This window comes from Aquabacterium sp. (genome assembly GCF_036279675.1).
Lineage (GTDB): Bacteria > Pseudomonadota > Gammaproteobacteria > Burkholderiales > Burkholderiaceae_C > Aquabacterium.
The window spans coordinates 1-15,029 of the sequence record NZ_DASUIS010000159.1 but is presented as its reverse complement, the minus strand read 5'-3'; the positions used below and the strand labels follow the sequence as shown (position 1 = coordinate 15,029).

12 protein-coding genes are annotated in these 15,029 nt (G+C 63.7%); 5 read left to right on the top strand and 7 right to left on the bottom strand.

What is annotated here, in order from left to right; translation table 11 throughout:
- On the bottom strand, positions 1-1,034 hold a 1,034-nt coding region (locus tag VFW93_RS18890; RefSeq protein WP_329695498.1), incomplete at its 3' end, for a helicase-related protein.
- A gap of 72 nt (positions 1,035-1,106) precedes the next feature.
- Here VFW93_RS18890 and VFW93_RS18885 point away from each other — a divergent pair.
- The 3 genes from VFW93_RS18885 (at position 1,107) to VFW93_RS18875 (ending at position 4,401) form a co-directional block, all read left to right on the top strand.
- Entirely contained in the window at positions 1,107-2,591 is a 1,485-nt protein-coding gene (locus VFW93_RS18885) for an amidase (RefSeq protein WP_329695497.1), read from the top strand.
- A 121-nt stretch (positions 2,592-2,712) separates the two neighbouring features.
- Positions 2,713-4,095: an amino-acid N-acetyltransferase gene (gene argA / locus VFW93_RS18880; protein ID WP_329695496.1), complete on the top strand. Its 1,383-nt coding sequence runs from the start codon at positions 2,713-2,715 to the stop codon at positions 4,093-4,095.
- A gap of 27 nt (positions 4,096-4,122) precedes the next feature.
- Positions 4,123-4,401, top strand: coding sequence for an oxidative damage protection protein (locus VFW93_RS18875; RefSeq protein WP_290643910.1), 279 nt, complete (start codon positions 4,123-4,125; stop codon positions 4,399-4,401).
- An 81-nt stretch (positions 4,402-4,482) separates the two neighbouring features.
- Here VFW93_RS18875 and VFW93_RS18870 read toward each other — a convergent pair whose 3' ends face one another.
- A complete protein-coding gene (locus VFW93_RS18870; protein ID WP_329695495.1) occupies positions 4,483-5,244 on the bottom strand; it encodes an OmpW/AlkL family protein in 762 nt (253 codons plus the stop codon).
- Positions 5,245-5,399: 155 nt separating this feature from the next.
- Between VFW93_RS18870 and VFW93_RS18865 the strand changes: the two genes are divergently transcribed.
- A complete protein-coding gene (locus VFW93_RS18865) occupies positions 5,400-7,607 on the top strand; it encodes an ATP-binding protein (RefSeq protein WP_329695494.1) in 2,208 nt (735 codons plus the stop codon).
- Between the two features lie 26 nt (positions 7,608-7,633).
- Here VFW93_RS18865 and VFW93_RS18860 read toward each other — a convergent pair whose 3' ends face one another.
- Entirely contained in the window at positions 7,634-8,281 is a 648-nt protein-coding gene (locus tag VFW93_RS18860) for an FxDxF family PEP-CTERM protein (protein WP_329695493.1), read from the bottom strand.
- Between the two features lie 322 nt (positions 8,282-8,603).
- On the opposite strand from VFW93_RS18860, the gene VFW93_RS18855 reads away from it, so the two are divergent.
- Positions 8,604-9,770, top strand: a complete 1,167-nt coding sequence (locus tag VFW93_RS18855) for an SGNH/GDSL hydrolase family protein (RefSeq protein ID WP_329695492.1) — start codon at positions 8,604-8,606, stop codon at positions 9,768-9,770.
- A 17-nt stretch (positions 9,771-9,787) separates the two neighbouring features.
- Here VFW93_RS18855 and VFW93_RS18850 read toward each other — a convergent pair whose 3' ends face one another.
- The 4 genes from VFW93_RS18850 to VFW93_RS18835 form a co-directional block, all read right to left on the bottom strand.
- Positions 9,788-10,744 (bottom strand): alpha-E domain-containing protein, encoded by a 957-nt coding sequence (locus tag VFW93_RS18850; RefSeq protein WP_329695499.1) that lies wholly within the window; start codon positions 10,742-10,744, stop codon positions 9,788-9,790.
- Positions 10,745-10,879: 135 nt separating this feature from the next.
- The gene (locus VFW93_RS18845; protein ID WP_329695491.1) at positions 10,880-12,313 is read right to left on the bottom strand and encodes a circularly permuted type 2 ATP-grasp protein; all 1,434 of its coding nucleotides are present in this window, start codon (positions 12,311-12,313) and stop codon (positions 10,880-10,882) included.
- Positions 12,314-12,455: 142 nt separating this feature from the next.
- Positions 12,456-13,412 (bottom strand): transglutaminase family protein, encoded by a 957-nt coding sequence (locus tag VFW93_RS18840; protein WP_329695490.1) that lies wholly within the window; start codon positions 13,410-13,412, stop codon positions 12,456-12,458.
- Positions 13,409-15,029 (bottom strand): alpha-E domain-containing protein (locus VFW93_RS18835; protein ID WP_329695489.1); only part of this gene is annotated, 1,621 nt, incomplete at its 5' end. The genes VFW93_RS18835 and VFW93_RS18840, both read right to left, overlap by 4 nt.

Genomic DNA, 15,029 nt, shown 5'->3' with positions numbered 1-15,029 from the left:
TGGCTGATCGGCTCGATCTGCAGTTGCTCGACCTTGTTGCGAAAGGAATAGCGCTTGACGCGCGCCATGCCCGAATCGATCACGTAGCGGATGCCCGGCACGGTCAAGGAGGTTTCGGCCACGTTGGTGGCCAGCACAATGCGCCGCCCGCCGCCGGTCTTGAACACCTCGTCCTGCTCCTGCTGGCTCAGGCGCGCAAACAGCGGCAGGATGTTGGCGGTGACCCGGTGATGCGCGAAGTGTTTGCGCAGGTGATCCGCCGCCTCGCGGATCTCGCGCTCGCCGGGCAGGAAAACGAGGATGTCGCCACTGCCTTCACGCCAGAGTTCGTCTGCAGCATCCGTGATGGCTTCGTTCAAGCCATACTCGCGGCTTTCCTCGAACGGCCGATAACGCTGCTCGACCGGGAACAATCGCCCCGACACCATGATGACCGGCGCGGGCCCCTTGGCCGATTCAAAGTGCTTGGCAAAGCGCTCGGCATCGATCGTGGCCGAGGTCACGATGATCTTCAGATCAGGCCGACGCGGCAGCAACTGGCGCAGGTAGCCCAGCAGGAAGTCGATGTTGAGGCTGCGTTCGTGCGCCTCGTCGATGATGATGGTGTCGTAGGCCTTGAGGTCCGGATCACCCTGTGTCTCGGCCAGCAGGATGCCGTCGGTCATCAGCTTGACGCTGGCACCAGGCTGGATGCGATCCTGGAAGCGGACCTTGTAGCCCACCACCTCGCCCAACGGCGTGTTGAGCTCCTCCGCGATGCGCTTGGCCACGCTGGAGGCCGCGATCCGGCGCGGCTGCGTGTGGCCGATCAGCTTGGGCCTCAGATGGCGCGGCAGATTCGGATCACGTGGCTGCCCCCAGCCACCCCGCCCCATCGCCATGGCGATCTTGGGCAACTGCGTGGTCTTGCCCGAACCCGTTTCACCGCAAACGATGATGACCTGGTGGGCACGCAGAGCGGCCTCGATCTCGTCGCGTTTACCGCTGACAGGCAGAGACTCGGGGAAAGTGATTGGGAGGGGTTCAGGCAACACGGGAAGATACGGAGTCAGACTGGGGGCCAGGCGGCGGCAAAAAACGGCGAAAGTCCGCCATTATCCAAGCCCATGCAGTTTCACGAATACACCCGGTTCGACGCCCTGGGTCTGGCCGACCTGGTCAGACGTGGCGAAGTCTCTCCCGCCGAGTTGCTGAGCGTGGCCATGGCCCGCGCCGACGCCACCCACGGCCAGCTCAACGCCATCATCCGGCGCTATGACGACCGAGCGCGACAGAGGGTTCAGCAGGCATTCACGCCCGAGCAGCCGTTTGCCGGCGTCCCCTTCCTGATCAAGGACCTGTTCCAGGAGTGGGAGGGCGCCCCCAGCAGCTGGGGCAATGCCGCCCACGCCCGCGCCATCTCGCCCATCACGAGTGACGTGGTGCGCCGCTGGACGGACGCCGGCCTGGTGATCTTCGGGGCCACCAACACCCCGGAATTCGGCGCCAAGAACATGACGGAGCCGCGTGACTTCGGCCCCACGCGCAACCCCTGGAACACGAAACGCACGCCAGGCGGCTCGTCCGGCGGCTCGGCAGCGGCCATCGCAGCCGGCATCGTGCCCGTGGCGGGCGCCAGCGATGGCGGCGGCTCCATCCGCATCCCGGCGGCCTGCAATGGCCTGTTCGGCCTGAAGATGGGGCGCGGCCGCGTCTCGATCGGCCCCATGGCGGCGGAAGGCCTGTTTGGCGCCGCCGTGCAAGGCGTGCTGTCCCGCAGCGTGCGCGACACGGCGGCCATGATGGACATTCTTCAAGGCCCGGAGGCCCATGCGCCTTTCTGGATGCCCAGGCCGGATCAGGCTTACCTGCAGGCCATCGACCGCCCGCCTCGCACCATGCGGATCGGCTACTCGACCGAATCACCCACCGGCACGCCGGTCGATCCGCAGGCCATTGCCGCCACGGAAGACGCCGTCCGGCTGCTGACTGCCCTGGGCCACCATGTCGAGCCCGTCAAACTGCCCTTCGACGGCAAACAGCTGGCCGCCGACTTCCTGCTGGCCTGGTTCTGCGCCCAGGCCTTCCTGGTGGACGAGCTGTGCCGCCAGGAAGGGCTCAGGCTGTCGGATTTCGAGCCCGACACCCAGGTCATGGCGGCGATGGGGCGCACCGTCTCCGGCCCTGAGCTGTGCGGCTGCCTGGAGCGCTGGCACCTGCACACCATGGACCTGACGCGCTTCCATGCGCAGTTCGATCTGTGGCTCTCACCCACGATCAGCGCCCCGCCCTTGCCCGTTGGCGCCCTGACCACGCCGCCCGCCCTGCACATGGTCAACAAGGTGCTCTCGGGCCTGGGCCTGTTCGGCGCCATCCGCAAGTCCAGCTTTTTCCAGGAAATCATCCTCAAGAACCTGGGCTGGACGCCCTACACCCAACTGGCCAACATCACCGGCCGCCCGGCCATGTCCGTGCCCCTGTACTGGACGCCCGACGGCCTGCCTCTGGGTGTGCAGTTCGTGGGGCCCGTCAACTCGGAAGCCCGCCTGCTGCAACTGGCCGCCCAGCTGGAACACGCCCGTCCCTGGTTCGACAAACGCCCGAATCTGTGAGCCGCGACGCACTGGCGTGCGTTCAAGACCGTGTGGGGAGTGCGCATTGCCCGTAACATTAGGGCCTGACGCATCTCCCCTCATTTATTTCCGAACGGCTGCCCCGTCTGCGCCCACCTCAATGGACCTGGTCTTCCCCCACACCTTCGTGCCCTGGTTTCGCTCAGTGGCGCCTCACATCCACGCGCACCGCGGCAAAACCTTTGTCGTTGGGCTGTCCGGGGAGCTGATTGCCGCCGGCAAGCTCGAGAGCTTCGTGCAGGATCTGGCCCTGATGCAGGCCATGGGCATCAAGATCGTGCTGGCGCATGGTTTCCGCCCGCAACTGGAAGAACAACTGCGCGCCAAGGGACAGGAGTCGAAATTCAGCCACGGCATGCGCATCACCGACACGGTGGCGCTGGACTGCGCCCAGGAAGCGGCGGGCCAGTTGCGCTATGAAATCGAAGCCGCGTTCTCGCTGGGGCTGCCCAATACGCCCATGGCCGGCGCGTCCGTGAGTGTGATCTCGGGCAATTTCGTGACGGCCCGCCCCGTGGGCATCGTCGACGGCGTGGACTTCATGCACACCGGCCTGGTGCGCAAGATCGACGCCATGGCCGTGCGCCGCGCCATCGACACGGGCGCCCTGGTCATGCTGTCGCCCTTCGGTTTTTCGCATACCGGCGAGGCCTTCAACCTGAGCATGGAAGATGTGGCCACCAGCGCCGCCATCGCCCTGCAGGCCGACAAGCTGATCTTCGTGACCGAGGTGCGCGGCATCCTGCAAAACATCGTGCAGGAGCCCGCCAAGGCCAAGGAACTGGAAGCCAAGCAGCACGATCCTGATGTCGAGATCGACCAGGAACTGGCACTGGCAGAAGCCAAGCGCCTGCTGGCCGCCCTGCCCAACCCCTTGCAGCCCACTGACACGGCGTTTTACCTGCAGCATGCGGTGAAGGCCAGCGAAGGTGGCGTCGAGCGCGTGCACATCATCCCCTTCCTGGTGGATGGCGCCCTGCTGATGGAGGTGTTCACGCACGATGGCGTGGGCACCATGATCGTCGACGAGAAGTTGGAGAGCCTGCGCGAAGCCACGCCGGACGACGTCGGCGGCATCCTGCAGCTGATCGAACCGTTCGAGCAGGACGGCACCCTGGTCAAGCGCAGCCGTACCGAAATCGAACGCGATGTGGCCCAGTACACCGTGATCGAGCACGACGGCGTGATCTTCGGCTGCGCGGCGCTCTACCCCTTCCCCGAGGCCAGCACCGCCGAGATGGCCGCCCTCACCATCTCGCCCAGCGTACAAGGCCAGGGCGACGGTGAGCGCATTCTCAAGCGAATCGAGCAACGCGCTCGGGCAATGGGCCTAAATACCCTGTTTGTATTGACCACGCGTACCATGCACTGGTTCATCAAGCGCGGCTTCGCGCCGGTCGACCCGGCCTGGCTGCCTGAAGCCCGCAAGCGCAGCTACAAGTGGGACCGGCGCTCGCAGGTGCTGGTCAAACAACTCAAGTGATTCTTTTCTTCTTTCGGACTGACAACCATGGCACGCACCATTCAATGCAAGCACCTCAACAAGGAAGGCGAAGGCCTGGACTTCGCGCCCTATCCGGGTGAGCTGGGCAAGCGGATCTACAACGAGATCAGCAAGGAAGCCTGGCAACTCTGGATGAAGCACCAGACCATGCTGGTCAATGAAAACCGCCTGAACCTGGCCGATGCCCGCGCCCGCCAGTACCTGGCTCGCCAGATGGAGCAGTTCTTCTTTGGCGAAGGCGCCGAACAGGTGCAAGGCTACGTGCCTCCTGCGCAACAGGCCTGAATTTGCGCCACATGAAAAAATGCCGAGCAATGCTCGGCATTTTTCGTTTCCAGCCCGATGAAGCCGAGCCAGCTGAAGCGCTCAGAACGTGTAGCCCACGGAAGCGGTGAACACCGAGGGGTGATAGCGGTAGGTCGCCGTCTGGCGGCTGGTGGGCGTCGTGATCGTCATGTTGTTCTTGACGGCCGCCGTGAGCCAGCTGGCGTTAATCGACCAGTTCTTGTCCAGCTTGTAGCTCACACCGGTCTGGAAGGCCAGCCCGAAGGAATCCGTCAGTTTGATGTCCACGGGCGCCTCGGACGCAACCGCCCCGTGTGCCGAGTAGAAGCTGTCACCCGCAGCCGTGGTCTTGGCCGTGATATGCGAGTAGTTGATGCCCACCCCCACGAACGGACGGCAGGCACTGGAGGCATCGCCCAGCTTGTAGTTCAGGAAAATGGTGGGCGTCACGGCGGTGATGCGGGCCACCGTCTGATTGTCAAACGAGGCCAGGTAGGCCGCATTGGCGCTGACACCAGTGAGCGCCTTGATGTTGTCCCCGATACGCAGCTTCACGTCTGCCTTCGGGGGCACACCCAGGGCGGCTTCCACCTCCCAGTTGTCGTTCAACGCGCGGGCCAGGCTGAAGTACACAAAAGACTTGGGCTGGACCGCCAGTTGCACACCGGGCGGCACCGCCGCATTGGCAGCCCAGGCCGGAAACACGCCCTCCAGGTCACTGCTGGTTGCCCGGGGATCCAGGTGGGCACCACCCAGCTTGAACGTATAGGACTGCGCTGCGGCCGAACCCGCCATCACACTCAGGACAGCGCACGCCGCGAACTTGAAATGCTGAATTCTCATGGTCGACATTCGTGAAGTTGAGGAGTTCTCGCAAGTGATATCGGCTGCAGTCAGATTGACTTGATGCGCCAGGTCGCCGATTGCCCCCACTCAAATGGCGCCGAAAAAGGTCGATAAGCAGATGGACCTATCTCCACAGATCAGAGAGCGCCCCGATGACGCAGCCGCACAAGAACGACGCTTCCACCCAGACCACACCCGCTGGCGACGAGCCTGCCAACGAACTGCAACAAACTTTCAAGGGCTTGCTGCAGTGCATCGCCGGGATCGCCCTGCCCACGCACATCGCCTTCCTGTCCATCTTTGCCTGGTGCAAGGTGGACCTGCTGGCCTTCGTCAACGTTCTCAGTTGCGCCTGCTTCGTGGCCGTGTTCTTCCTGGCGCGGCGCAACCAGATCAACCTGGCGCTGGCCATGACGGGCATCGAAGTGGTCGGCCATGCGGTGCTGGCCAGCTTCGTCATTGGCTGGGCCAGCGGCTTCCACCACTATGTGTTGCTCGTCCTGCCCGTGCTGGTGATGAGCAATCTGCGCCCGCTGTGGGTCAAGGCAGCCGCTACCCTGGCCGTGGCCATGTCCTACCTGGGCCTGGACTTGCTGCTGCGCAACAGCACGCCGCCTCATCAACTGCCCCTGCCCGTTCAGGACGGCCTGCATTACTTCAACATCTTCGGGACCATGCTCATCATGGTCTTCCTGGCCGGCGTGTATTACTTCCTGATCAACCGCGCCAACGAAGCCCTGCGCAGCAAGACGCAGGACATCGACAACATGCTGCAGAACATGCCCCAGGGCGTGCTGACGGTAACGCGCGGCAATGTCATCCACGCCGAATACTCTGCCTATCTGGAAACCATCTTCGAAACGCGGGACATCGCCCGGCGTGATCTGATGGACCTGGTGTTTGCCAATACAAGCCTGGACGCCAATGCGCTGTCGCAGGTTCAGGCCGCTGCCGAATCGTGCATCGGCGAAGACCGCATGAACTTCGCGTTCAACGCCCACCTGATGGTCCAGGCCTTCGACCGGACCATGCCGGACGGCCGCGTGAAATCGCTGGAGCTGAGCTGGTCGCCCATCTGCGATCGCCACGACACCGTTGAAAAGCTCATGCTGTGCGTGCGCGATGTGACCGAACTCAAGCGCCTGGAGAAGGAGTCCCAGGCCCGCAAGCGCGAGCTGGAGATCATTGGCGAGATCCTGGCCGTCAGCCAGGAGAAGTTCAACGAGTTCATCGAAAGCGCCAACCAGTTCATCGACGACAACCGTCGCCTCATCACCCAGGCCGGCGAAAAGCGCACCGACATCGTCAACCTGCTGTTTCGCAACATGCACACGGTCAAAGGCAATGCACGCACCTATGCCTTGCTCTACCTGACCAATCTCGTGCACGTGACCGAGCAGGCTTACGATGACCTGCGCAAGAAGGACGATGCCCCCTGGGACCCGCAGGCCTTGCTGGCCCAGCTGGACGAGCTGCAAACCATGGTCGCGCGCTACGCCCACATCAACGATGTGGTGCTGGGGCGCAAGGGACCGGGCCGTCGCGGGCAGGTCGAGAAGTTCCTCATGGTCGACAAGGACCAGCTCCATCGCGCACTGGGCATGCTGGCCGAAGTGGACACCGACGACCAGCTGGCCATGCGCAGCGTGATGGTCCACCTCGGCCGCACGCTGAACATGGTGGGCACCGAGCCCATGGAAGAGGTGCTCATCGGCCCGCTGGGGGCCTTGCCCTCATTGGCAGCGGAACTGGGCAAGCAGGCCCCGGCCGTCCACATCGACGACCACGGCATCATGATCCGCACGCAGATCAGCGGCCTGGTCAGCAACCTGTTCACTCACCTGCTGCGCAACGCCATCGACCATGGACTCGAACCAGCGTCGGAGCGAGAAGCACTGGGCAAGCCGGCCCAGGGGCGCATCCACATCGACGTGTCGGTCGAGGACAACCGCCTGCAGATTCGTCTGACCGACGATGGGCGCGGGCTGCCTCTGGCCAAAATTCGCCAGCGCGCCATCGCGCAGGGACTCCTGCCCGAAGATGCGCCGCATGATCCTCAGGACATCGCGCAACTGATCTTCCGCTCCGGTTTCTCCACGGCCGATCAGGTCACGGAAGTGTCCGGGCGCGGTGTGGGCATGGACGCCGTGCGCGGCTTCCTGCAGCGCGAGGGCGGCCACATCGAGATCCGCTTCCTGGATGATCAGACGGACGCGGACTTCCGCCCCTTCGAAACACTGATCAGCCTGCCTGACAAATTCGCGGCCTCGCTGGATGCGGCCATGTCATTCGAGGCCTTGCGCGCCCGTGTTCAGGCACTCAATGCGGCACAAAGGGGCACGTCCGCGCAAGCGCAGTGACCACGGCGGCAGACTGGCCGCCCGCCTCAAACGCGGCGACGGTGCCGCAACAGCCCCAGCACGCCCAACGCGGCCAGCACGATGGCCGCACTGCTCGGTTCAGGCACAGGCGTGATGTTGAGGTTGCCGCCATAACTGCCACCGAATGCGCCGGCAATCGTGCCGCGGAATTCCAGTGCATAGCGGGCACCAGCCAGCAGGTCCACGTTCTGGAACAACACGGTTGTGCCAGTCAAGCCGGGCGTCAGCAAGGCGGTCGATGTCCACGATTGCACGGGCGTGCCGCTGCTGGGCAGGCCCGTGGTCAGTGAGGAGAGGCCGGCATCCAGCTTGTACAACCTGGCCGAAAAATTCTGCAGGCTCAGAAAGCTGCCGAGGTCAATCGACACGGCGGCTGCATTGAAGCTGGCTTGTGGTGCCAGAGGCAGGTTGAAGACATAGTCGTCATAGAAATACGATTTGTCGCCCACCGTCGCCAGCACCACGGGCGAACCGTCCTGCGAGACAAAGCCGCCGGAACCATTGGCGGAAAACGTGTTGCCAATGCTGCGCGTGAAAGGCAACTGGACATCACCGATATCGACCACCACATGGTTGGCCGGCGAAGCCCAGGCCACCGACAGCACAGACACCAGACCCCAAGCCGCGATGGCAGCCGAACGAAGCTGAAACATGAACATCCCTCCCCAGATGCTGATGCGCGACATGGCGCCGAATCACCATCAGGATAGGAACCGCACATGTCACGCGTGCCAGTTCAAGCAGCACGGATCAGAGTCTGAACAGGTCTCCAGCGTGACGGTCACCTGACACGCTGCCTGCCCGCGTGATCCGTTTGGCGCCATCGCCTGACGCAACCGGCAATCACGTCACGCCTGAACAAGGGGGTTTGCGCATCGAAGTGGCAGGAAATAACAAGAAACGATCATCGGAAAACGGCATGCTCCAGCGTCACATCCACCGCTGAACAGGCCCGTTCGAGGCCTCACGAACAACATGAACAACAAGCCACGGAGCATCCTCATCAGTTGCAGCCTCGCCCTCGCCGGCCTGCTGACTGCCAACGCCAGCCATGCGCAACTCCCTCCTTTGCTGCTGGCTGCCACCGGACAAGCCAGTGGCGTGGTGCTCACACCCGCCACGGCCTATGTGATCGGCTCCAACAAGCTGCTGTGGAACGGCATCATGGGCGCCTTCGGATCTGAAGTGCTGCCCTACTCGGAAGGCCTGCGCCAGTTGACGCTCAGGCAGGCCATCAAGCTCAAGCCCGTGGCGTCTGCCCCCACGCCACCCGCCCAGGTCTTCAGCAACAGCTACACCAAGGTCATCTCCTTCGGTGACAGCATGAGCGACACCGGCAATCTGTTTGACAGCATCGTCGCGTTCGGTGGCAAAGGCATGCCTGCAGCCCCCAGCTACAAGGGGCGATTCTCCAATGGCGTGGTGGTGATCGAGGCCATGGCCAATGCCTTGAACCTGCCTCTGGTGAACTATGCGTTTGCCGGTGCACGGTCCGGCAACGACAACCTCATGCCGGTCTACGGCATGCAACAAGGCATGCTCAAGCAGATCCAGGACTGCATGGACAACCTGCCCAGCAGCACAGCCAAACTGGATGCCAACGCGCTTTATGTGATGTGGACTGGCCCGGACGATTTCTACGCCAATGGCAATGTCTTCAACAAGCTGACGGCCGGCCTCATTGCCAACAACATCAAGCAGGGCATGACGAAGCTGTATGCACGCGGCGCTCGCCACTTCTTCGTGCCACAGATGCCTGATCTGAGCATCACGCCGTCTGCACACGACCACAACAAGACGCTCACCAACTACCTGGTCAACGCCAAGGCGCGCAGTGCCGAATTCGCCAGCTTGCTCGACAGCACCCTGGCTGCGTTCGCCAGGCAATACCCACAAGCCACGGTGCGCTCGTTTGCGACCTACACCTACTCACAGGCGCGCATGGTTCAGGCCGCAGCCGAAGGCAACAACGTGACGGAGCCCTGCTACACGCCCGTGTTCCCTGGCGTGCCCGGCCCGGTGTGCGCCAACCCGGACAAATACCTGTTCTGGGACGCCAACCACCCCACGGCGGCTGGTTCCATCGTCATCGGTACGGACTTCGCCAAGGCCGTGGTGGGTGCACCGCTGCCTTCGCGTTGAGACGACCCACCTGATGATCAGGCTGGCATCAGGAAGTCACGGCTGATGCCGTAGCCCAGATCACCCACGCGATCGAGGAACTGCGTGAGGTAGGCGTGCAGGCCCGTGGCCACGATTTCGTCGATGCGGCTGAACTGCAAGTCGGCACGCAGCCGGCCTGCACGGCGCAGCGTTTCGTGGCTGTGGTCATTGGCCACCGCACGCAGGTTGCTCACGACCTCGTCCATGCAGAACACGAGCGAGCGGGGCATCTCGGCGCGCAGGATCAGCAACTCGGCCACCTTTTCCGGGCGGATCACGTTGCGGTAGACCTTGCGATAAACCTCGAAGGCCGACACGCTGCGCAGCACCGCAGACCAGTGATAGAAGTCGACTTCCTTGCCCTCGTTGCCCAAGCCTGAGCCGAAGAACTCGGTGTTGCGAGCGTGAAACTTCACGTCCAGCAGCCGAGCCGTGTTGTCGGCGCGCTCCAGGAAGGTGCCGATGCGCTGGAAGTGGAAGGACTCGTCCTGCAGCATGGTGCCCAGGGTCACGCCGCGTGAGAGGTGCGAGCGGAACTTCACCCACTCGAACAGCTCGGCAGGGTCCTTGGCCAGCGCGCCGGCCTTGACAAGGCGGTTGTACTCCAGCCAGGTCTGGTTCATGGTTTCCCAGACTTCGGTCGTGAGCGCACCGCGCACGGCACGGGCGTTTTCACGCGCGGCCCGCAGGCAGTTGAGGATGCTCGACGGGTTGGACGCGTCCGTGACCATGAAGGCCATCACGTCACGGGCATTGATCTCGTCGTACTTGGCCTTGTACTCAGGCAGCAATTCGCTGATGCCCAGCAAGCCACGCCAGCCGGCCTGCGCCGCCTCGCTGGATTGCGGCAGCAGCGAGGTCTGGTAGTTGACGTCGAGCAGGCGTGCGGTGTTCTCGGCACGCTCCATGTAGCGTGCCATCCAGAAGAGGTGGTCAGCGGTGCGCGACAGCATGGGCTTAATCTCCAGATGCGAGGCGTTGCTTGCGCGCAAGGCCCCGGTTTCAGTCTCGATCAGATGGGACGGCAGATGGTCTTCGATGCGTTCATTGAGCATGGTGGCGTCCTCCGGCAATGGCTGTTATTCAGATCAGGTTTCCAGCACCCAGGTGTCCTTGGTGCCCCCGCCTTGCGAGCTGTTGACCACCAGAGAGCCTTCCTTGAGCGCCACGCGGGTCAGGCCCCCGGGCACCATCTGCACCGTCTTGCCTGACAGCACGAAGGGACGCAAGTCGATGTGCCGTGGCGCGATGCCGGACTCGACAAAGGTCGGGCAGGTCGACAGCGACAGCGTGGGCTGCGCGATGTAGTTGCTCGGATTGGCGATCAGCGCCTTGCGGAAATCCTCGATCTCGGCCTTGGTGGCAGCGGGGCCCACCAGCATCCCGTAGCCACCCGCACCGTGCACTTCCTTGACCACCAGATCAGCCAGGTTGTCGAGCGTGTACTTGAGGTCGTCCTTCTCGCGGCAGACATGCGTGGGCACGTTCTGCAGGATGGGCTTTTCACCCAGGTAGAACTCGATCATCTTGGGCACATAGGGGTAGATCGACTTGTCGTCGGCGATACCGGTGCCAAAGGCGTTGGCCAGGGTCACGTTGCCGGCGCGGTAGGCGCGCAGCAGGCCGGCCACACCCAGGGTCGAGTCCTTGCGGAAGACTTCGGGGTCCATGAAGTCGTCGTCCAGGCGGCGGTAGATCACGTCCACGCGCTGCGGGCCACGGGTGGTGCGCATGTAGACGAAGTCGTCCTTGACGAACAGATCCTGCCCCTCCACCAGCTCGATGCCCATCTGCTGCGCCAGGAAAGCGTGTTCGAAATAGGCCGAGTTGTAGGCACCTGGCGTGAGCACCACGGCGGTAGGCTCATTGACGTTGGCCGGCGCCATGGCGCGCAGCGTGTCGAGCAGCAAGTCGGGGTAGTGGGCCACGGGCGCCACACGGTGCTCGGCAAACAGATCCGGGAAGAGCCGCATCATCATCTTGCGGTTCTCCAGCATGTAGCTCACGCCAGAGGGCACACGCAGGTTGTCTTCGAGCACATAGTAGGTGCCGGAGCCATCCGGGTTGCAGGCCCGAACGATGTCGATGCCCGCGATGATGGAGTAGATGCCGCCCGGCACCTTGAGGTCCACCATTTCCTTGCGGAACTGGGCGTTGTTGAGCACCGGCTCGGCGGGGATGATGCCCGCCTTGAGGATCTCCTGGCCGTGGTACACGTCTTCCAGGAAGCGGTTGAGCGCCGTCACGCGTTGCTTCAGACCCTTTTCCATCTCGCGCCACTCGGCGGCCGGGATGATGCGAGGAATCAGGTCGAAGGGAATGAGGCGTTCGGTGCCGGAGCCATCTTCATCCTTGTCGCCATACACCGCGAAGGTGATGCCGACACGGCGGAAGATCATTTCTGCTTCTTCGCGTCGCGAAGCCATCAGCTCGCGGGGCTGTCGCCCCAACCAACGGTCATAGGTCTTGTAGTGGTCGCGCACCTGGGCGCTGCTCACATGCATCTCGTCGAAGAATCGCATCGTTGGGCCCCTTCCTGAAGGGGTAGGTAAAGCTGCGGTCAACTGTTTCATGCACAGAGTGTGCCAGGGTCACCGTCAGGGCCATTGAGGTGGCACAGGTTTCGGGCACGCGCACCATCATGCGCCCATTCAAGGCCTTGCCTTACGCCACATTGGTGCGAACAGGGGTTTGCAGGACAGGTTCGTCGAGCAAACGGGTGGTCACGCGCACCAATAAGGTGTGACTACCACCTCCCCGGATCACACCACGCAGTGGGGTGACATCACCAAAATCGCGCCCATGGGCCACACGAACGTGGTGAATATCGGGCACACAGTCGTTCGTGGGGTCCAGATCGAGCCAGTCTTCTGCTCGCGCCAGCCCCAGACCGGGGATCCACACGCTGACCCAGGCATGCGAGGCATCCGCCCCAACCAGGGGTGCCTGCCCCGGAGGCGGCAAGGTCAGGAGGTAGCCGCTCACGTAGCGCCCGGCCAGGCCGCAGGCCCGCAGGCAACCCAGCATGAGATGGGCGAAATCCTGGCACACGCCTTTGCGCTGCAGGAAGACATCCAGAACCGGCGTGGAGATGTCGGTCGAGGCTGGCGCGTAGGTGAAGTCCTCGTGGATGCGGCTCATCAGCTCCATGGCGGCTTCGGCCAGCGGGCGATCGTCGTGCAGCGAGGCCAGACCGTATTCGCGCAGGGCGCTCAGGCAAGGCACGTAGGGCGAGGCATACAGGTATTCACTGGCAGGCTGAAAGGCGGCATGCGCCCGATACGCCAGCAGATCACGCACCTCGCCACAGGTCGGGCCTTTGGCAGGATCCAGCCCTTGATAACGGGAAGTCACCGTGACCTGGCTGCGGGCCATCACCCGCAACTGGGTGTGTGCCGCGTGCATGGCAAAGTAGGCCCGGCTGTTGCCATGGCTGTCACGCCGCGTGCTGTGCTGCGTGGGCACCGGGCTGACCGACATGTCGAACACCTCCAGGCGCTGCCCCTCATCACTGAGCGGGCGCAGGCAGGCGATGTGTTGTGCCTGCTCCACCGCGTGGTTGTATTTGTACAGCGTCTCGTGCTCGACGGACAGGCGTGCCGTATCCAGAACCTCACTCATGCGCTCACCATCGAATCAGTCGGCTCGGCATGCGCGAAGTAACGGCGGCCCACCTCGTCGGACAGTCGCCAGCCGGCATCGATCAGGCGGTTGAGCATGTTGAGCACAGCCTCGTCACCATGCTCCGGGTCACACAGATCCACAAGCGACACACCCACACCTTCGTGCGGCAACAAGGCCAGCAAGTCATCATGTGAGCCACCTCGTACCGGCAACTTGAGCAGCTCGGTTCGCAAACGGCGCAGCACGCACGCCAGCGCACGGGGGTTGGCTTCGTCCATCACCAGCAAGGCCAGCAAGGCCGGGCGCTCCAGGCGACGCTGAAACCGCGCTCTGAAGGTGATGGCGCTGTCAAACAGGTCCACCACGAGATCAAAACCCTGGGCGTGCAGCAAGGCGTTGTTTTCCCAGAACGACTTGAGCATGCCGGCATAGCCTGTCAGACGTTCGATCAGGCGCCCCACGGTCAGCAAGCGCCAACCAGGGTCGCGGGTCATGCGGTCGGTCTGGGCACCGGTCACCGCGGCGAGTTGCATGCCCAGGTGCTCGAAGGCGTCATAGGCCTGCGTGAGGCTGTTGAGGCGGGTGGCCGTTGAAGCTGCCGGTGTGCGCTCATCGGCCTCATCAGCGTGATCGTCGTCCTCATCGGGCGAAGCGTAAGCGGTACCCGCTGCGGTCACACGCTGCTGGAAATCAATGCTCAAGGCACGCAGCAAACGCGCATGCTCGGGCGACAGCCGCTCGCGCAAGCTCTGCGCCGAACGTGACAGCGTCCCCAGGTTATAGCCCAGGCTGTAGGCCCCTTGCTTGCCGTTGACGTCCACCAAGGCATCGAGCGCCGCACGCTCGAACACCCGTGGCGACTGGCTCAGGCTCGGGGTACCAGGTGGCACCAGGCCGTTGGCCAAGGCCAGCTCGGACAGCACACGGGAGACGGTCCCGTGCATCTCGTCATCGCTGGACTGCAGGCTCACCAGGGTCTGCATCAGCCGCAACTGCTGCTCGGTGCGCTCGGTGTAGCGCCCCATCCAGAACAGGTTTTCGCCCGTGCGGCTGGCCACCGGGCGCTGGCGCTGCATCAGCTCTTCCAGCTTGATCGACGTGGGCAGCATGGAGAAGGTGTCCACCGACTCGTCGGTCAGGACCCAAGTGTCCAGGCTGCTGCCGCCCAACTGCATGGACACAGGGCCGGCCTCGCGCGTGGCGATCCGGGTCATGCCGCCAGGCAGCACCTGCCAGCCCCCTCGGCCGTCAGACAAGGCATAGACGCGCAGCGAAGCCCCTCGCATGCTGACGCCACCTGCCGACCAGACCGGCGCCTGGGCGTAAGGCACGAAGCGCTGCACGGTGTAGGAGGCGGGATCCTGCTCGATGCGGTCGCGCCAGGCGCGCTGCGCCGACTCGGACAAGGTATGGCCAATCACGGCATCAAAGCGCTGACGCGGCGCGGCCGAGCCCAGCCCCGGGGTGCTGGTCTGCGGGTAACTCGGGCGGATCACCCGCGCATGCAGGTCATCACAGACATCGGCCCAGGCGGCCGCCTCACCGCACCACCATGTGGGCAGCGAAGGCAGGCTCAGCTCTTCACCCAGCAGCTTGCGCGACAAGGCCGGCAGG